This window comes from Parabacteroides sp. HGS0025 (assembly GCF_000969845.1).
Taxonomy (GTDB): domain Bacteria; phylum Bacteroidota; class Bacteroidia; order Bacteroidales; family Tannerellaceae; genus Parabacteroides; species Parabacteroides gordonii.
This window is the reverse complement of sequence record NZ_KQ033903.1, coordinates 911,771-931,644: the sequence shown is the minus strand read 5'-3', so window position 1 is coordinate 931,644 and position 19,874 is coordinate 911,771. Positions and strand designations below refer to the sequence as shown.

Sequence of the window (19,874 nt, the reverse complement as noted above, 5' to 3'; positions counted from 1 at the left end):
TTTATTCCGGTTTGAGCGGGATCGTCAGAATGATACGCAGGCCGGTTGTATAATCCGGATCTACGTAAATGTTACCTTTCAAACGATGGGCGATCTGGCGGCATAGATATAGTCCCAGTCCTGAACCCGGAACGAAATCGTCTGCTTTGGTGAACCGTTCGAATATCCATTCGCGTTTATCCGGTGAAATGCCGCAGCCGGTGTCCGTGATGCTTACGACCATCCGGTTTTGCTCTTCATCCGGCTCGTAGGAGAGTGTGATATTTCCCTTCTCGGTAAATTTATTGGCATTGTTCAATAGATGCGACAGGATCAGGCTGAAATGGCTCTGGTTGGTGAAGGCCAGATCCTTTTCACGGTTACCTTCAAGTTTGTATTCAATGTCCGGTTTGCCGTAAAGCCTTTTAATTTGTTCCATTTCACAGGAGCAAAGCAGGTGTATATTGACTCCCGATAACGGAAGGTCGTCTTTGTTGCTATCCAACTGGGCGATCTCCAGTACGCTGTTCATCATGGAGGTGATATGATTACAGTTTTCAAAGATGATCTTACTGAACTCTTGTTTTTCCTCTAGGGTATTATCTTCGGTCGTGATCAGTTCTGCAAAGCCGTTGATTGCATTTAAAGGCGTACGGACTTCATGGCACATGTTCTTAATGAACGCATTTTTCATCTTCTCACTTTCCTGTGCTTTTTCACTGGCGAGAATAACCAGACGGTTCGATTCCTGCAACTTCTTATATAAGGAATTGATTTTCCATAAACGGAAAGCAACGAAAACAGCTGAACTGATAGCCAGGATAAATAAAGACAGGAACATGTAAAGCTGGTTGCGGCTCTTCTGCAAATCGATTTCCAGTGCTTTTTTCTCAATCACCAGTTCATCTACCCGCTTTTGTATTTCGAGGTCTTCCAGTTTGTCATTGATATTCTTCAGCCGTGCAGAGTCTAACAGGGCAGCATATTCTTTGTGGGCATAGAAAGCTTCTTTATACAAATGAAGACTGTCCAGCATGTCGATTTTATCTTTGAGCGTCGATACGACATGTTCCGACAGGTCGATCTTCAAACCGGAATTACGGAAATAATGGATAACCGAGTCGCAATATTTGATGGCTTTAGGATATTCGTCTATCAACCGATAGAAATTCAGCGAGGTAAAATAACGTTCATATTCGGGGGAGAAGGCAGCGGCTTCAGGATATTGACTGTTCAGAGCCATGAAATGCTGATAATAGGAAGTTGCTATATCTTTTCCCAGCGTTTTGGCGGAAAGGGCCAGTGAAGAGTAAGCATTCAACAAATGCCGTTTGGTGACATAAGGGCGCTTTTTCATTTCCTTTGTCTCTGCATATTCTTTTTGCATGTCCAGGTAACGGATTGCATATTTTACCTTCTCCGAATCATCTTGTGGGTAAAGGGTCAGGATGCTGAATGAATTCAAACGGAACAGATATGAATATCGTAACGGCATATTTTCCGAAAGGGCGATCACTTCCCTGAAGCGTTCGCTTACCATTTCTTGTAACTCATTCTCTCTACCCGGTTCTACCCGGTTGCTGTAAGCCATCCCCAGGAGATAGTTGATCGACATTTTTTCAAGAGCTGAAAGTTTCTTATCTGTTTCCAGTTTGAGCCGGTATTGTTCTATCAATTTCTTTCTCTCTTCCCCTTCCGTATAAAAGACGATACGTACATCGACGATCGTTTGCATGTAAGTCACCAGGAAGTCGCGCGCTTTTCCTTTCAACTCCTGTTTGGCTTCTTCCATGTACACATTGGTACTATCCTTAATATCGTTGTTGACATAAAAACGGAGTATCTCGGTAAGTGCTATCTCTTTATAGTAATCATCGTTATTGGCGAGTGCCTCTTTGTATAATTCTTTTGCGTATGCAACCTGTTCTTCCTGACGGGAAATATCCATCAGGTTGGTTAGTATTTCCAGCTTCTCTTCTGTTGAGGATGCGGACTTTAGGCTTGTGCTCAAAGAATCTTTTGTCGTAGCGTTGTTAGCTACAGCAAAGAGCATATTAACGAGCATGTACATCAGAATTAAGCAGCGTTTCATTTTTATATAAATATTTTAGGTAAGCTCCTTTAGGGAACCCATTTGACGATCGTCTGCAAAGTTAATGAAAATCAACTACTGTTTTGAACTTATGGAACTTATTCTTGTTTGTTCTTCTTATTTTTTATTTCGGGATACAATTTCTATCTTTGCACGATTAAGGCGTAGCTATTAGTCGGAGTAATTATCAATACAAGTTATTGTGATGGAAAAAGGGGTGTTACACAAGCAAATAAGAGACTTCTTTGTTCGTAATTTTGATGTCCGTCAGGAGAAGGAAAATGAACTTGAAACCGTTGAATCTATAAAAAAGGGTATTGAGTTTAAAGGTACTAATCTTTGGGTTTTAATCTTTGCGACCTTTGTTGCTTCTTTGGGTCTGAATACAAATTCTACAGCGGTAATTATCGGTGCGATGTTGATCTCTCCGCTGATGGGGCCTATCATGGGGTTTGGTCTGGGGCTGGGGATCTATGATTTTGAACTGATCAAACGCTCTTTCCGCAATTTTGCCACAGCTACGGTCTTTAGTGTGATCACTTCGACCCTGTTTTTTCTTATCTCTCCGATCAGCGAAGCACAGAGTGAATTGTTGGCGCGTACGCAACCGACCGTGTATGATGTACTGATCGCTTTCTTCGGTGGATTGGCGGGTATTGTAGCCAGCTCCACCAAAAGTAAAGGGAATGTGATTCCGGGTGTGGCTATCGCTACGGCGTTGATGCCGCCACTTTGTACGGCCGGTTTCGGGCTGGCAAGCGGGAATCTTTATTATTTCTTCGGCGCTTTCTATCTTTACTTTATCAATACCGTGTTTATCAGTCTGGCAACCTTCCTGGTTGTTCGCCTGCTGAAGTATCCTAAAAAGGTATTCCTCGACAAGCAGCGGGAGAAGGTTGTGACACGTTATGTCGGTGTCATCGTCTTTTTTACGATCGTACCCAGCCTTTTTCTGAGTTATAACCTGATCCGCGCCAGTTATTTCAATGACCGGGTTGCCAATTTTGTATCAGAGGAACTGGCTTTTCCGAATACACAGATACTCAATAAAACAGTAACGGATACAAGTGAAAAGAAAGAGATAAAGGTCGTATTGATCGGCGAAAGTGTACCTGACCCGATGATTGAAATTGCCCGGAGCAGACTGCGTAAATATGGTTTGAAAGACGTTTCATTAGTCGTACAGCAAGGTTTCGGCCAGGAAGCGACAGATATTAATGAGTTGAAAAGTATGTTGATGCAGGATCTTTATAAGAATAGCGAAGAAGTGCTCCGCGTACAATCCATACAGATCGATTCGTTGAAGCGGACGGTAGACCGGTATAAAACCGCTTCACGTATTACTTCGGAGCTGATCCCTGAAATGAAAGTCCTGTTCCCGGCTGTCCTCGAGGCATCCTGTTCAAATACCTATATTGTGAGTACCGATAGCATGAAGCAAGACACAGTCATGTTGGTTTACCTGAAAAGCAAAGAACGTATCAATGAAAAAGAACAACAAAAGATCCGGGAGTGGCTCGGAGCACGTGTGAACGCGAAGAATATTAAATTACTAATAGAATAAAAGAAAAGAATGAATTTTATGAAGAAGGTGTGGGCAGTTTTACTGCTTCTTATTGCTGCAGGCCAGATGTATGCCGACGAGGGCATGTGGGTTCTGAAGGAATTAAACAAACAGAATCTGGCGAGAATGCAGGAACTGGGATTTGTCCCGTCCTACAAGCAGCTTTACAGTGAAACTGACCCGTGTGTGGCCAACGCTGTTGTTATTTTTGGTGGCGGATGTACCGGTATTACCGTATCGGAAGAAGGATTGGTCTTTACCAATCACCATTGTGGTTTCGGTTCGATCCAGCAGTTGAGTAGTGTTGAGCATGATTATCTGAAAGATGGTTTTGTCTCTCAGAGTAAAGGCGATGAACTGCCTGTTCCGGGATTAAGCGTACGTTACCTGCGCGAAACAGTCGATGTAAGTGATCGTATTAATGGTGAAATCGCTAATATTGAGGAAGAGTATCTTCGTCTGGCCGCTGCCGATTCGATCGGACAGGTTATTTGTGATTCTATTGGTAATACGGAATTCCAGGCAGCCGATGTAGTGCCTTTCTATAATAATAACAAGTATTTCCTGGTTGTTTACGACGTATTCAACGACGTCCGTATGGTATTTGCCCCGCCCAGCTCCGTAGGTAAGTTCGGTGGTGATACCGACAACTGGATGTGGCCGCGTCACACAGGCGATTTCTCTGTTTTCCGTGTATATGCCGATGCAAATAACAAGCCGGCTGAATATAACAAGGATAACAAACCTTATAGTCCGAAGTATGTTGCCGAAGTGTCTCTTCAGGGATATCAGGATAAGGATTATGCTATGACGATCGGTTTTCCGGGAAGTACCGACCGTTATCTGTCTTCATGGGGTGTGAAACAACGTATCGAGGACAGTAACAAACCCCGTATCGATGTTCGTGGTGCTAAACAGGCTATCTGGAAAGAAGCGATGCAGGCCAGCGATGAAGTGCGTATCAAATATGCCTCTAAATATGCCGGTAGCTCCAACTACTGGAAAAACTCTATCGGTATGAACCGTGGTTTGGCTAATCTGAATGTACTGGATCGTAAGAAGGAGGAAGAAGCCGCTTTTGCTAAGTGGGTAGACCAGACTCCGGAACGTAAAGCGAAATACGGCGAAGTGTTGAGCCTGCTGGAAAAAGGCTATACTTCGACTGACGAATATAAGAATGTTTCGACCTATTTGATGGAAGCGTTTGTCAGCGGTACTGAAATCGTACGTCTGGCACGTATGGTGCAGAGTGTGGACATTAGCGGTTCTACTCCGGAAGAAATAGACTTGATTCTGGAAGATAAGATCAAACCGTTCTTTAAAGATTATGATGCGGCGCTCGATCAGAAGGTGCTGGCTGCCATGATGAAGGTAGCGAAAGAACGTGTCCCGGCTCAGTATCTTCCGGACATCTATAAGAAAGTGGATAAGAAATACAAAGGTAACTACGCCAAGTATGCGGCCGATGTCTTTAAAAAGACTTCCCTTTTGTCGTATGACAATATAGAGAAGATGCTGAAGAATCCGAAACTATATGCCAAGCTGAAGAAAGATCCGGCAGCGGAACTGAGTCTGTCTACATTGATCTCTCTGTTTGAATTGCAGCAATTGATGGGAGATGCCCATTACGATATTGAAAAAGGCGAACGTTTGTATTTTGCAGGCTTGAAGGAAATGTATCCTGACAAAGCTCTTTCTTCCGATGCCAACTTTACCATGCGTCTGAGCTACGGTTCCATCGGTGGTTACCGTCCATACGATGCCGCTTGGTATGACTATTATTCAACAGAGAAAGGAATCCTTGAAAAGGAAAATCCGGAAGATGACGAGTTCTGGGTACAACCAGAAATCCTCGATCTGATCCGTAGCAAAGACTTTGGCCAGTATGCCAACGAAAAGGGGGAATTGCAGCTTTGCTTCCTGTCGAACAACGACATCACAGGCGGTAACTCCGGTAGCCCTGTTTTCGATAAAAACGCCCGTTTGATCGGCCTTGCTTTCGATGGAAACTGGGAAGCCATGAGCGGTGACATCGCTTTCGAACCGGATCTGCAACGTTGTATTGCTGTCGATATCCGTTATGTGCTGTATATGATCGACAAATGGGGTAAATGCCCGCGTCTGATCGAAGAACTGAAACTGGTTAGATAATCTTTCAATAAGATACACAAGAAAGGCCTGGCGGATTTGTTCCGTCAGGCCTTTAACTTTTTAACTGTCCGTGAAATCCGTGCGTACGGCTTTCCTGCAATGACTGCCTACAATTCGTATATTTCTTTTATAGAAAGACCGGTACATTGAGCGATTGTTTCAATATTGACTCCCTGCTTTTTTAATTTAGCAGCAATAAGACGTTGTTCTTCAACCTTACCTTCAACCTTACCTTCAAGTTTTCCTTCTGCTTTCCCTTTTTTCAAACCTTTCCCTTCAGCCTCCTCCACTGCGTATTCCAGCGTATTGCGCCAGTCGCGATAAATTTTCAGGTTCTCATCGTAGACAGCCCGTTCGTGAGAAGTCATTGCATCCAGATTGGCCACATCGAGCAGGCGTTTGAAGGCATCATTTTTCTCCTTAAACGGAGACATATCAAATAAATTCATATTCTTCAATATATAAACTATATTTTCAAGAGGCGTTTGACATTCCTCTTCACTTAAATTGAACAGGTCGAATGAAAGATAAATCTGTTTCAGTTTGACCTCACCGAAAGCTTTACCTGTTGCTTCATTAGCCAGCACCACGTCCGTACGCCAGCTCTGAAATTCAGGTAGACTAAAGTTCAGCAGATAGATGCCATATACAGGAAGCAAGCTAAACTTCCAGTCAGAACCTATCTCTCCCTGACGGGAGATCATCCGACAAATATAATAAAACCCACGATTAAAGAAGTAACGTTGGGGGCAATTCTGCATTTCAAGCACAAATTTAGTTCCGTCCACATCTTCACAAAGAAGATCGAAGATCACTGTGCGCTGTTCTATTACTTCCGGTTGGATTTCTTTATCAAGATAGGTCAGGTCTTTCACCTGATGCTCGCCTTCAAGTGCGGCATTGATAAAGTCGATTGCTACTTGCTTTTTACCGAATACGGTTTTAAAAGCCCGATCTAACATAATGTTTACGTACTTTTCCATATGTCAATGGTTTTATTGGTTTATTACCTAATAACAGGCAACGGAACAAATGTAGGTAATATTTTATACATTTCAATGTCTGAAGGCGTTTTTATGATTCAAATCTGTCAGTAAGTGAAACATTCAACCTAGCCCGAACCTTCCTCTTGATATCTTCAATCTTTTGCTTTCATCTTTCAAATACATTATAAACATTGATAAATAATACATACAGATGACACCTATTGCTTTCACCGATGCTATATAGTAAGCCGAAAAAAAGACCGGTCTTTTAAAATCAAAAGTCCCTTCTTTTGAAATCAGAACTAAGGTCTTAACATTTCAAAACACCTGACCTTTAAAAACGGGTGCCTTTCCGTTTGTCATCCGGTGCCTATTCCTTTACCGTTCGATACCTATCCGTTTCTTTATAGATGGTATCTTATGTAGTATGTTTGACTTTTTTTAAAAAGATTAAAGCAATATCCTGTCATCATAATCTGCTATCTATCAATCGACTGAAAGCGATGATAGATGAAATGTAAAGGCTAAAACAGTCTCCTACAGAGTGTTTTAGCCGATTGGTAAGTGCCAGCACTACTGTGTTGTTCGTTTGGAACAGTAATATTAGCAGAAAGATACTATTGTCCTAGCTTCTTCTCTATATAGTGCTGTCTTCTACTATGTTCGGAGGTTACCGGTATGAATGAGATTATTTTGCGGGTAGATGTTTAAACTCTGAAATAATATACTATTTTTGCTAAAAAGATTAAATTTGACTGGTATGTTATACCTTAAAGGAGATTTTGAGAAGCTATATAAACTGTATTATCCGAAGATGTTCGCTTTTGCCAAAAACTATGTTCCGGCAAACGAAGATGCGGAGAATATAGTACAAGATGTGTTTCTTACACTTTGGGAAAGAAAGGAGGAAATCGAGATCTCTTTTACGCTTACGACTTATTTATTTACGTTGGTGAAAAACCGCTGTCTGAACTTCCTGCGGCACAAGTTGATCGAAGAAGAGTATAACAGCCAGGTGAAAGAGGAACTGGGATTCAAACTGTATGCTTTGGAGGCGTTCGACTATTCCTATCAGTCGGAAGAGGAGTTGCAGGAGATTATCCGTCGTGCTCTTGACACCTTGCCGGAACGTTGCCGCGAAGTCTTTATCAAAAGCCGCATCGAAGGACTCAAATACAAGGAAATATCGGATGAACTCGGAATCTCCGTGAATACGGTAGAGAATCAAATGGTCACAGCTCTCAAAAAGTTACGTGTGGCACTGAAAGACTATTTACCGTTATTGTTGTTTCTGGTTAATTAATGTTTATTTTAGACTGGGTCATAGTGGTACGTTCCGTGATGAGGGTTTAACTTATATAATGACAAAAGAAAGTATGCACGATCTGTTATCAAAATATTTGGCAGGGGAGATTTCAACTGAAGAAAGAGGAATACTTTTTCAGCAGTTGAAAGAAAATGAAGAGCTTAGGAAGGAGGCGGTTGGGATACAAAATCTGTCCGCGCTTGTTTCTATTGCGAATGAAGATGGAATTGCTTCGGACAGACAATATCGCTCGTTTGTTGGCATGCGGAAGAAACGTGCGTTATTATTCGGTCTTCGTAAAGTGGCGGGTTATGCCGCGATCGTGCTCTTTTCCGTCCTGTCGACTTATCTGCTGATGAATTATGCGGGAGACAAAGAGGATGAGCTTGTCCGTTATCAGGAGTTTTCGACTCCGGCCGGACAGCGTGCTAAAGTCTTGCTTGCCGATGGCACTGAAGTTTGGTTGAACGCCAACTCCAGGTTGCGTTATCCTGAACGTTTCGATTCGGAAAGGCGAGAGGTCGAACTCCATGGCGAAGCCTTTTTTGAAGTGGAAAAAAATAAAGAGAAGCCTTTCATTGTCAAGACAAAAAAGATGGACATCGAGGTCACTGGAACGCAGTTCAATGTGAATGCTTACGACACGGAAGAATACTTTGTGACCTCCTTGGTCGAGGGTTCTGTCTCTGTCTCCTGGACGTTCGATAAGAACCATCGTTATGTTTTGCGTCCTCAGCAGCAGATCGTAGTATCAGATAATTCATTGAATATCTGTCAGTTTGAGAAAACGGATTTTATGTCTTGGAAAGAGGGTATATTCATCTTTGACGATTTGTTGCTGACAGATATAATAAAAAAACTGGAACTTTATTATGATGTGTCGATTGTCGTGAAAAACACAAAACTTGGCAACTACCGCTATACCGGTAAGTTCAGGCAACGGGATGGAGTGGAAAGCGTTTTGCGAAAACTTCAGATCGTATATCCGTTCAAGTATACGAAAGATGACGATAAGAACCTGATCGTGTTGCAGTAGGTAAATCTTCATAAATGGAAACAAGGGTATTGCGCCATGGCACAGCTATGGCTATCTCCGGTATTGTTTCTATTTTGGAATCTCAAATTGTTAAATAATATTAATATGTAAACTCTTATAGTGGTGTTCCGCTTGTGAGGGGTTAAACTTATAAATATAGGAAAAAATATGTATAACCTTATAAAGATAATGCCTATGGTTTGAATAGAAGAAGTTTTTATATAAAAAAACCGTCCGGTGTTCCCGCACCGGACGGTCGTGAAATCTAACACTCTTAGTCGAAAAAAAGTATTAAATATATAATTCACAAAAGTATGAAAAAGTATACTTTACCCATACATTTATTATGCAAAAGACTGTATCTTGATAAATTTTTTAATATTATGAGATTATCAATATTGGGATTGTTCGCCTGTGCCTTTGCCACCTATGCGGTAGATATGGATGCACAAACGGCAAAAGTAAAAATCACGAATTCCCGTATGACCATTGGAGCTTTTATTGAACAAGTCGAAAAAGAAACGGGATATATGTTTGTGTACAACAAACGAGAAGTGGATGCAAACAAGACGGTTTCGCTGGAAGCCGGGAGCAGTTCCGTTGCTGATTGTTTGAGTCGTGTTTTCGAAAACTCCGGTATCACGTATGTTTTTGATGACGATTATATCGTATTGACGAAACGGGGTGAGAAACAAATTTCTTCTGTTGCCCAGCAAGTAGGAAAGACAGTTACAGGTGTGATCGTAGACGAAACCGGTCTGCCGGTTATCGGTGCAAATGTCATTGAAAAAGGAACAACCAATGGGACTGTGACGGATATGAATGGAAAATATACATTGACGGTCGCACCAAGAAGCTCTTTGCAGATTTCTTATATTGGTTTTAATGAACAAATTGTGAAAGTTGGTGAGGAAAGTGTGATTAATGTAACATTACACGAAGATACACAAGCATTGGAAGAAGTGGTCGTGGTCGGATACGGGACGCAGAAAAAGGTGAATTTGACAGGAGCTGTTTCATCTGTCAAGTTTGACGAAGAGATGTCCAATCGTCCAATTACCGATGCATCTCAAGCCCTTTCGGGCAAAGTCTCCGGAGTATGGGTCAGCCAAAATATTGGAAAACCCGGAAGCGATGAAGCACAACTTAGAATACGTGGATGGGGTACCTTGAACAATTCCGACCCTTTGGTTATTATTGATGGTGTGGAAGGTTCTTTCGGACAAGTCAATCCCAACGATATTGAAAGCATTTCTGTTTTGAAAGATGCTGCAAGTGCCGCCATTTACGGTTCAAAAGCTGCTAATGGAGTCGTTTTGGTGACTACAAAAATGGGTAAGAACAAAGAAAAAACCCAAGTGGAATTAAATTCTTACGTAGGTATCCAACAATTAGGACATAGATACAATTTTGTGACCAACAGCGCCGACTTGATGACACTGATCAACCAAGGATTCGAGAATGACGGAGCTTCGCCTTTATTCTCCGAACAGTTGATTACCGACTTTAGAAACGGTACCGATCCCTATAAATATCCCAATACGGACTGGTATGATGAGTTGTTTCGTAATGCACTAATTACGAGCCATAACCTTTCTATTCGGGGAGGTTCTGACAAGTTATCCTCGTTTTTGTCTTTGAATTACTTAAAACAAGACGGTATCCTGCGTTATACGGACGCTGAAAAATTCGGTATCAGAGCCAACTTGGAGTACAAGGTAAATTCATGGTTTAAAATTGGAAGCCGATTGAGCTTTTCACGCAACGATGCAACTGAACCTTTTGACTTAAGCAGAGTGTGGATTATGCTTCAAGGAGCAGTGCCATTCAATGCGGCCTACACGAGAGATGGCCGATTTGGTTCTATTGAAGCAGCCGATGAAAAAGGGGTATTGTTGTATGAAAACCACAATCCTTTGATTGAAGCAGCCAACGGTAAAAACAACACAACCACAGACTATTTGTCTTTAAACGCTTTTGCCACAGTAGACTTCACTAAAGACTTGAATTTGCAAGTCACATGGTCTACTATCGGAAATTGGAAAATGACAGACCGTTACAATGAAACGCTTTACGGATATACCGATTCCGGAAAAGAAACACAGAATATCAATTATAATTCAGGTGGAATGATTGTCAGCAGAAAGCAAGTTTCGACAATGCGCAACAACTTTCATGCCACATTAAACTACAGTCACAAATTTGGAGACAAACATTTTGTTTCCAGTGTGGCAGGCTTACAGTTGGAGAACTATAATGAAAGAAATGTTTTCGGACGTAGATCAGATCCCGCCAAAGACGGTTTGACACAGATCGACTCCGGTACGGATGGTATCAAAGCGGAAGGTAACTTATCAAGATTGCGTATGGGGTCCTATTTTGGACGATTGAATTATGCCTATGACGACAAATATCTGTTTGAAATGAACTTGAGAGCTGATGCTTCTTCTCGTTTCAAAAAAGGAAATCGTTGGGGTGTATTTCCTGGTTTCTCCGTAGGTTGGCGTTTGAGCGAGGAAAACTTTATTAAGGATTTGAATGCTTTCTCAAATTTGAAATTGCGTACATCTTGGGGGCAATTGGGTAACCAACGCATTGATGGTTATTGGCCTTATTTGTCCGTTTTCAATCAGGAATTTGATCAGAGTTACAGCTACGGCGGTAATTTGGCACCGGGAGCCGCAGTAACCAAATTAGTGGATGAAAACATCTCTTGGGAAACAACTACTTCTTATGACTTAGGACTCGATATGGGATTCTTTGATAACAAACTGAGTATTGAAGCCGATTATTTCGACAAGAAAACATCAGATATTATTGTTCAGTTACCGATATCCAACATTGTGGGTAACAAGACTGCTCCTTTCGAAAACGTTGGGGAAATGAGAAACAACGGTTTTGAATTGGTGGTCAACTATGACAATCAGGTAAGAGACCGCAATCGTCTGGGCTTCAACATCGGTGCCAATTTCACTTTTGTGGATAATAAAGTGACGAAGTTTCAAGGAGGTAAATCTCCTGACCAACTCTATTTGATCCGTGAAGGTTATTCCTACAAGTCATTGTACGGATATAAGGCTGTCGGCATTTATCAGTCGGAAGAAGAGATCAATGAGCATATGTACAGTAACTCTTTCAAGCCAAAAGTCGGAAATCTGAAATACGAAGATGTCAACAACGACGGAAAGATCGACTACCAAGATAAACAGGTTTTGGGGAACACCATTCCCAAGATTACTTATGGCATCACTGCCGGATTGAGTTACAAAGGTTTCGACTTGAATCTCTTGTTTCAAGGTATGGGGCAAGCCAATGTACTGACAAGAAACGATTGTACGCAGCCTATGTTGATGATTATGAGCCTAACCGAGTCTTGGAAAGATGCCTGGAGTCCCGAGAACCCTGATTCCCAGATTCCGATGTTGCGCATTGACTCCAGTTGGGATTGGTACGATTCTTCTTTCTGGATGCACAGAATCGACTTTCTTAAGTTGAAAAATATACAGTTAGGCTATGCATTTCCTGAAAAGCTGAGTTCAAAATTAGGTTTGAGTCGCCTCTATCTGTACGCCAATGCTCAAAACGTGTTTACAATCATGTGGAAAAAAGGATATGAAGGCTATGATCCTGAAAAAGATTCTTTCAACAACGGAGCTGGTTATTATCCTATTCCGAGAATATTCACATTTGGTTTAAATATTAATTTTTAAGTCATGAAAAAAATAATATACGGTTTGTTTCTATTGTCCTGTCTGACCTTTACAGGGTGTATGGATAAATATTTGGATGTATTTCCTGAAGATAAAATATCATCAGCTAATTTTCCTGAGAACGAGGAAGAAGTCAAAATGATGTTGAATGGCATTTATTCCCAATTACGGGAAAGTGATCTGTATCTCCAAGGGTTGTTTGGATTTGGTATTACCGACGGAGCAACTCCTAACGCTTTCAATTGGGAGACACGAGTCGTTTTAAACAAATTAGGACGTGGAGAAATCACCTCCGGCGATAAGGAAATTGTTACCTTCCGTTGGACCAGATGCTACGAGATAATCTCGCGTGCCAACTACTTGCTGTCATGCCTGGAATCTGTCGGATTGTCTGATGAAGTAAATAAAAAATACCTCGGCGAAAGTCATTTCTTGCGTGGATTGGCCTACTCTGTATTGGCAGAAACATACGGCGGAGTTCCTATCATATTGACAAACATCTCGGCTCAGGAAGCGCGTACATTAACACGTGCGACCCTGGAAGAGACTTGGGCACAAGCAGAAAAAGACTATGATGTAGCTATCGCTAATCTAGGCGTTGATGCTCCAGAACCGGGAAGAGCGACTAAAGGTGCAGCTTTGGGTATGAAGATGAGGGCTTATTTGTATCAAGGTAAATACCAAGGTGTCCTCACCTGTGTCGATGAGATAGACAAACTGGGTAAATACGGGCTTTTCCATAGCTATGAGGGATTGTTTGATCCTGCAAATGAAAACAACAAGGAGGTATTGTTCGACATTCAGTATATGGAAGGTGAAAATTCGCAAGGGACCTATCTTGACCAATATTGCGGCACAGGAACAGGCAGTTACACACGTGGAAGTCGCTACGTGCCGACCGACGATCTGGTGGCAGCCTACGAAACGATCGACGGCTCCCCTGTCGACTCCGCGAATCCGTATGAAAACAGAGATCCGCGTTTAGCATTCACCGTTGTTTTGCCGGGTTCATACATTCTTGGCTATAGATTCCCTAATTATCTGTATCCTAATGGTGCATTCAACCATTCAGGCAATAGGCTGAAACATTTGAGCACACGTAAATACAGAATCCAAAAACAAGAAGATCTGCCTCCTGCAGGACAGTCTTACATCAACGACATCATCTTACGATATGCCGATGTTTTACTTTCCAAAGCAGAAGCTATCATCGAAACAAATGGAAATGTGGCTGATGCCATCTCTATTCTGAATCGTATTCGTACAGAAAGAGACGACGTGAAGATTTCGTTGCTCCCGACCTCGATGAGCCGAGAAGAGGCTCGTGAACGGGTAAGACATGAAAGAAGAATCGAATTGGCTTTAGAAGGCCGTTATTGGGCTGATGTGAAGAGATGGAAAATCGGTAAAGATCTTTATCCGATGGTTATCAAAGACCACAACGGATCTATTATCGAAACTCGCTTCCCGAATGGATATTTAAAGCATTATGATTTACTCCCAATTCCTGACAGAGAACGTTCTTTGAATCCCAATCTGGAACAAAATCCTGGTTGGTAACCGTTTTCTCTAATTAAGTATCAACTCAAAATCGGTCGTTTGTTTTCTTCAAATGACCGATTTCTCAAATAAACTTACGATGAATAAATTGAAAGTAGCATTGGTCATTGCGGAGGGATTGATTGTATGTAATGCGTTCGCAAAACCTAAAAAGAATGTAAAACCCAACATCATTGTCATTAATTGCGATGATATGGGATACGGAGACCTCTCATGTTTCGGCAATCCTACCACTAAAACACCGAACTTGGACCGTATGGCTTTGGAAGGTCAGAAATGGAGCAGTTTTTATGTATCTTCATCGGTTTCCTCACCCAGCAGAGCCGGCTTGTTAACCGGCCGTTTAGGTGTACGGACAGGTATGTACGGCGATAGAAGAGAAGTCTTATTTCCTGATTCTCCTGAAGGTCTTCCCTCTCAAGAATATACGATTGCAGAATTACTAAAACAAGCAGGTTATCAGACCGGATGTATCGGCAAATGGCATTTGGGTCATCGTCCTGAATCCATGCCATTGCACCACGGATTCGATTATTTTTACGGATATCCTTATTCCAATGATATGAGCAAAAGGGAACGTGGTTCCAACTATCCGTATGAATATATGCTTTATGAACAAGAAAAAGTCATCGAAAGAGAACCGAATCAGCACGAGTTGACTCAGCAGGTAACGAATGCTGCCGTCCGCTTCATCCAATCGAAGGGGAACCAACCGTTTTTCCTATATGTTGCCCATCCGATGCCTCATTTTCCCGTTTACGCTTCATTCGATTTTGAAAACAAATCAGCTAGAGGGAAATACGGTGACGCCATAGAGGAATTGGACTGGAGTACCGGCCATATCTTAGAGACATTGAAACAAAGAGGACTGGATAAAAACACACTGGTTATCTTCACCTCTGACAATGGCCCTTGGTTAATGTATCATCAGCTTGGAGGTTCCGCAGGTCCGTTGAAAGATGGCAAGAACTCCTCTTTTGAAGGTGGATTCCGTGTCCCTTGTATTATGTGGGGAGCCATGGTCAAGCCCGGACTGGTTACAGACATGGGCAGTACGTTGGATTTATTACCCACGTTCTGCGAAATGGCAGGTGTCTCTCTTCCGTCCGACAGGATTTATGATGGGGTCAGCTTGTTGAATGTCATCACAAACAAATCCGCCAGCAGACGCGATTCCTATTATTTTTATAGAGGAAGCGAGCTGTACGCTGTCAGAAAAGGAAACTACAAAGCCCATTTCTCCTACAGACCGGCCTACGGACCCGGGGAAAAAGTGGTGTATGAAACCCCTGTGCTTTATGATTTGGGATCAGACCCCGAAGAGTTGTACAATGTGGCTGATAAATATCCGGACATTGTGAAGGAATTGACTGAAATGGCCGATTCTTACAAAAGTTCGTTTACCCTGGCAGAAAGTATTTTCGACAAACCGGCAATTAAACAATGAGAAAGATCGTCTGTTGGAAACTTTCCCCGAATAATTCTTCATTCTTTCATCTGTAAGTTTGTTCGATTGCTGATTGCTTGCAGATAAGTTAAAGGGGCTGTGTCGTAATTTTCATTTTACGTTTCAGCCTCTTGTTTTACATGTTTTGCAATATAAGAAAGGGGGATATGTACATTTTGACACATCCCTCTTTTTTAGTTTGCCGGCACGAACATGTTCTAATCGGAAACTGATGCCGAACGTTTCGTACGAACTGTTACATTGCCTTTTAAGCCTACGGACTCATTAGCTGTACCATTCAGCAGGACGCGCAGGTCGCATCTATCCTTGATCGCCGGGAATTCAACGGTGAAGTCTTCTTCTTTGTCTGTCGTTTTAGAGCCGATCAGTTGGCCGTTCAGCCAGATTTCGGCTTTCCCTGTCAGTTGTTTGAAGAGGATGCTTCCGCCTTCTTGCCGGTGAGCCTGGTAAGGATTGAATGTAGCACGTAAAATAACGAAGTTGGCATTCTCCAATTTGATCAGGTCGCCGCCGGAGATAGGCTGCCAACTGTTCATGTCGTTATCTGCTATCTGACGGGTGGCATCGGGCTTTTCGGTGGAAAGGGGAGAAGCTACCCATTTATTCAGCAACATCGGCGGGTTTTCAGCCGGAATGGACGGGACAGGGGCTACCTGGTCGGCGTTGATCGTGATGGTAGCCGGTTTTAATCCCGGTGTTGAGGCTGTCAGGGTGATTGGCCCCGAACCTTCCTTGCTCTGGATGATAACCTGGGCAAGACCATAGAACAAGCTGCGTTTATTCCCTTTTTCCGGTTCATGGCAGTTCGGATTACCATTTCCCAGACCGATGATTTCGGCAGGGCCTATAACGGTGAATTCGATCATGTTATCGGCTGTCGGGACATGACGGCCTTTGGAGTCGACAACCTCAACGGTCACCGGCATAGCGTCCCGGCCATCACCTGCCAGGCTGTTACGGTAGGGTGTCAGGCGAACCTGTACAGGCTCTTTGGTCGTTTCTACCTTGGTACGTGAAACGATCTTTCCGTTCTTGTAGCCGATAGCTTCCAGCTTGCCCGGTTTATAGGGGACAGACCAGGTATTCATTTCGTACGGGTCTACCGTTTGCTCAGAGATCTCTTTACCGTTCAGCAACAATTTTACTTTGTCGGCATTGCTTAATGCCATTACCTTGATCGGCTTTCCGATGGAATCGGCCGGCCAGTTCCAATGAGGTACCAGTTCCAGGACAGGTTTGTCTTTTACCCATTGTGCCTGATGCAGGTGATAAGCCATTTTGGGGAATCCGCACAAGTCCATAATGCCGAAGAAAGAACTGACTGTAGGCCAGCGATGCGGAGTGGGTTCGCCATGATAATCGAATCCGGTCCAGTAGAAGCAACCGGCCATCCAGGGACGTTCCGCCACGGCTTTCCAGGCCCTGCGGTGGGTAGCTCCCCAGTCGGCACATTGTGTATCGTATGAGTCCATCAGGTTTTTCGACCGGTCTGTGACATATTCGCCCCGGATCATGAAAGCGGAACCGTCTTCAGTACTGGTTAGAGGCAGGTCCGGATTTTCTTCATGGAAACGATCATAACTTTCGATCTGATAGTTGAATCCACCGACATCTACGGCTTGCGATACATTATATTCGGAGAAGAATCCACCATTCATGGCAGCAGTGATGGGGCGTGTCGGGTCCATCTTCTTCACGACGTCGTACATGCGGCGTACCATTTCAACTCCGTTTTCGGTACCTTGCATCGGCTCTTCGTTGAATACCGACCAAAGGATTACACTCGGGCAGTTACGATCGCGTCGAATCTGCCATTCCAACTGCCGAACATATTCGGGGGATGTATTGAATAATCTGTTTTCATCCAGTAGCATGATCCCCATGCTGTCGCAGGCCGCCATAAATTCTTTGGCTACCGGGTTATGGGCAACGCGATAAGCATTAACCCCCATTTCCTTTAATTTGCGGAGACGGAATTCCCATAAGGCATCCGGAACAGCTACGCCTACTCCGGCATGGTCTTGATGATTACATACGCCTTTTATCTTAATATTCTCCCCATTCAGCCAGAAGCCAGTCTTGTTGTCGAAGCGGATGGTTCGGAAACCGCAGTTGGTTTCTGCTTTATCCATTGTAGTACCATTCTGTTTGACAACGGTTTTCACCTTGTAAAGTGCAGGGCTGTCCGGTGACCAAAGTTGAGGGTTTTCAACTGTCATCGACAGTTTGGCAATCTCTTCTCCCAATGCTCCGACGGAGAGTTTTTGGGTTTGTGTGGTGATCGATTGGCCATCAGGAGCAAACAGAGACACTTCAAATTCACTATTTGCCGGAAGTTTACCTGAATTATATAAGGAAACTTCTACAGGTATCTCCCACTGGCTTTCTGTTTTCTTTATAGGGTTGGCAAATACGCCATCGGTAATGATATGCAGCGGCGAACGTTTTACCAACCAGGTATGCCGGTAGATACCGGCTCCTTCGTACCACCAGCCTTCCTGTGCATCCGCATCCACACGTACGGCAATGGTATTTACATCATCGCCATAAGTCGCATAGGGAGTAATGTCGATATACATGGAAGTATAGCCGCACCAGTTACGATGCAGTACGGTTCCGTTTACCCAGATCGTTGCATGGGTAGCGATACCGTCAAACTGTATTTCCTGATGTTTTCCTTTATCTTCGGGAGACAATTTGAATTTACGGCGATACCAACCGAAACCACGATTGTAGTATCCTTGCGAAAGGTTGGCTTCCGGATCCACCTTTCCTTCAATCGCCCAATCGTGAGGAAGGTCTACGATGCGCCAGGAAGAATCGTCGTAGTTCGGGGAAGCGGCTCCGCTCACATATCCGGCCTTGGCGTTCCGGTAAGTAGCGTTATGCCCTTTGATAACAGGGTAGGGAATATCTCCCAAATGGAAGCTCCAGCCTTTATCCAAAGACAGGACTTCGCGGGTGGTTACTTTTTCCTGTGCATAAGCCTGCAAAGAGAAGCTGATGCACAAAAGAAGTAGAAAACTTTTGAGTGTTGTCATAGTTTTTTGTTATAGATTTATTTGAATATAGACTCTATTACCTCTCCTGTCCAGGATAAGGGTTGTTTCACCTTGAACAGATGCAGGATAGTAGCAGCTGTGTTTACGGTATTGTTGGCTTCTGTTATTTTGAATCCTTTTTTTATTCGCGGCCCGGTGATACCCCAGGGTACGATCATTTCATCCGTGCTCACTCCGCCATGTCCGTAATTGATACCGCCATGATCGGTAAGGAACATGAAATGGGTGTCATTATATAATCCTTCCTGCTTCATTTTGTCAATGAATCGCCCGATCTCAACATCCGCTTCCTCGATGGATTTTATATATTCTGGGGACATCCATTTATATTTGTGCCCGGCATGGTCGGTATGGACAGAGTAAAGAAAGACCAATGTCGGATGTTTCCGGTTCTCCTTCAGAAAGGAAAGAGCCTTTTCATAATTAGGCACATAAGCATCTTCTTCCAGGTAGCTTACTTCGTCCAGATACTGTTTATTATAGGGATAGAACAAATTGATCCAGTTATAATAAAATGCTGTTTTTACCTGCGGAAGTGCCTCTTTCAGTACTTTAAATACCGAAGGGTAGTAACCTTCGCTGTCAGTTTCTATTGCAGGCAATATGAATTTGGAGATTTCCCAGCTGTTATCCACGACACCGTGCTGTTCGGGGCCGCTTCCGGTCAGGTGACTTGTCCAGTTTGGCAAAGTGACCGAGGGCATAACCACACGGGTATCGAGCGAGAGTGAACCTTCTGCCAGTAATGCGTCCAGGTTGGGAGTTTTTGCTTTCAGAAATCCGTCAACGCAGATGCCATCGAGTGATATTAAAACGATGCGTTTTGCTGCAGATGCGTTTACTTTTGCTGTAATTGCCGTTACGGGTTGGGTAATAGATGCAGTGCCTAATGCAACAGCTCCTGCCAAACCTTTTTTGAAGAAGTTTCTTCTTGAGTTTTTCATATTATGTCGTGAGTAT

Annotated in this window: 11 protein-coding genes; 7 read left to right on the top strand and 4 right to left on the bottom strand. The window is 43.1% G+C overall.

All coding sequences use genetic code 11. The features are described from left to right. Position 1: 1 nt before the first annotated feature. The gene (locus HMPREF1212_RS20720; protein WP_046150923.1) at positions 2-2,071 is read right to left on the bottom strand and encodes a sensor histidine kinase; all 2,070 of its coding nucleotides are present in this window, start codon (positions 2,069-2,071) and stop codon (positions 2-4) included. Between the two features lie 205 nt (positions 2,072-2,276). Between HMPREF1212_RS20720 and HMPREF1212_RS20715 the strand changes: the two genes are divergently transcribed. Together HMPREF1212_RS20715 and HMPREF1212_RS20710 are read left to right on the top strand one after the other, a co-directional pair. After that, positions 2,277-3,635 carry a TIGR00341 family protein gene (locus HMPREF1212_RS20715; RefSeq protein WP_046150922.1) on the top strand — a complete coding sequence of 453 codons (1,359 nt, stop codon included), beginning with the start codon at positions 2,277-2,279 and terminating at the stop codon, positions 3,633-3,635. 18 nt (positions 3,636-3,653) lie between these two features. Beyond that, a complete protein-coding gene (locus HMPREF1212_RS20710; RefSeq protein WP_369800847.1) occupies positions 3,654-5,786 on the top strand; it encodes a dipeptidyl-peptidase Dpp7 in 2,133 nt (710 codons plus the stop codon). Between the two features lie 107 nt (positions 5,787-5,893). Here HMPREF1212_RS20710 and HMPREF1212_RS20705 read toward each other — a convergent pair whose 3' ends face one another. Further along, on the bottom strand, positions 5,894-6,769 hold the full coding sequence (locus tag HMPREF1212_RS20705; protein WP_046150921.1) for an Rpn family recombination-promoting nuclease/putative transposase: 876 nt from the start codon (positions 6,767-6,769) through the stop codon (positions 5,894-5,896). A gap of 763 nt (positions 6,770-7,532) precedes the next feature. Here HMPREF1212_RS20705 and HMPREF1212_RS20700 point away from each other — a divergent pair. The 5 genes from HMPREF1212_RS20700 (at position 7,533) to HMPREF1212_RS20680 (ending at position 15,831) form a co-directional block, all read left to right on the top strand. Beyond that, a complete protein-coding gene (locus HMPREF1212_RS20700; RefSeq protein ID WP_046150920.1) occupies positions 7,533-8,075 on the top strand; it encodes an RNA polymerase sigma-70 factor in 543 nt (180 codons plus the stop codon). A gap of 58 nt (positions 8,076-8,133) precedes the next feature. Continuing rightward, positions 8,134-9,114, top strand: coding sequence for a FecR family protein (locus HMPREF1212_RS20695; RefSeq protein WP_232430174.1), 981 nt, complete (start codon positions 8,134-8,136; stop codon positions 9,112-9,114). A 383-nt stretch (positions 9,115-9,497) separates the two neighbouring features. Further along, the gene (locus HMPREF1212_RS20690; protein WP_046151268.1) at positions 9,498-12,824 is read left to right on the top strand and encodes a TonB-dependent receptor; all 3,327 of its coding nucleotides are present in this window, start codon (positions 9,498-9,500) and stop codon (positions 12,822-12,824) included. Between the two features lie 3 nt (positions 12,825-12,827). Further along, a complete protein-coding gene (locus HMPREF1212_RS20685; protein ID WP_046150918.1) occupies positions 12,828-14,384 on the top strand; it encodes a RagB/SusD family nutrient uptake outer membrane protein in 1,557 nt (518 codons plus the stop codon). A gap of 79 nt (positions 14,385-14,463) precedes the next feature. After that, positions 14,464-15,831, top strand: coding sequence for a sulfatase family protein (locus HMPREF1212_RS20680; protein ID WP_046150917.1), 1,368 nt, complete (start codon positions 14,464-14,466; stop codon positions 15,829-15,831). A 218-nt stretch (positions 15,832-16,049) separates the two neighbouring features. On the opposite strand, the gene galA is transcribed toward HMPREF1212_RS20680, so the two are convergent. Continuing rightward, positions 16,050-18,893 carry a beta-galactosidase GalA gene (gene galA, locus HMPREF1212_RS20675; protein ID WP_046150916.1) on the bottom strand — a complete coding sequence of 948 codons (2,844 nt, stop codon included), beginning with the start codon at positions 18,891-18,893 and terminating at the stop codon, positions 16,050-16,052. Positions 18,894-18,910: 17 nt separating this feature from the next. Further along, positions 18,911-19,858, bottom strand: coding sequence for an alkaline phosphatase family protein (locus HMPREF1212_RS20670; protein WP_046150915.1), 948 nt, complete (start codon positions 19,856-19,858; stop codon positions 18,911-18,913). Positions 19,859-19,874 lie beyond the last annotated feature (16 nt).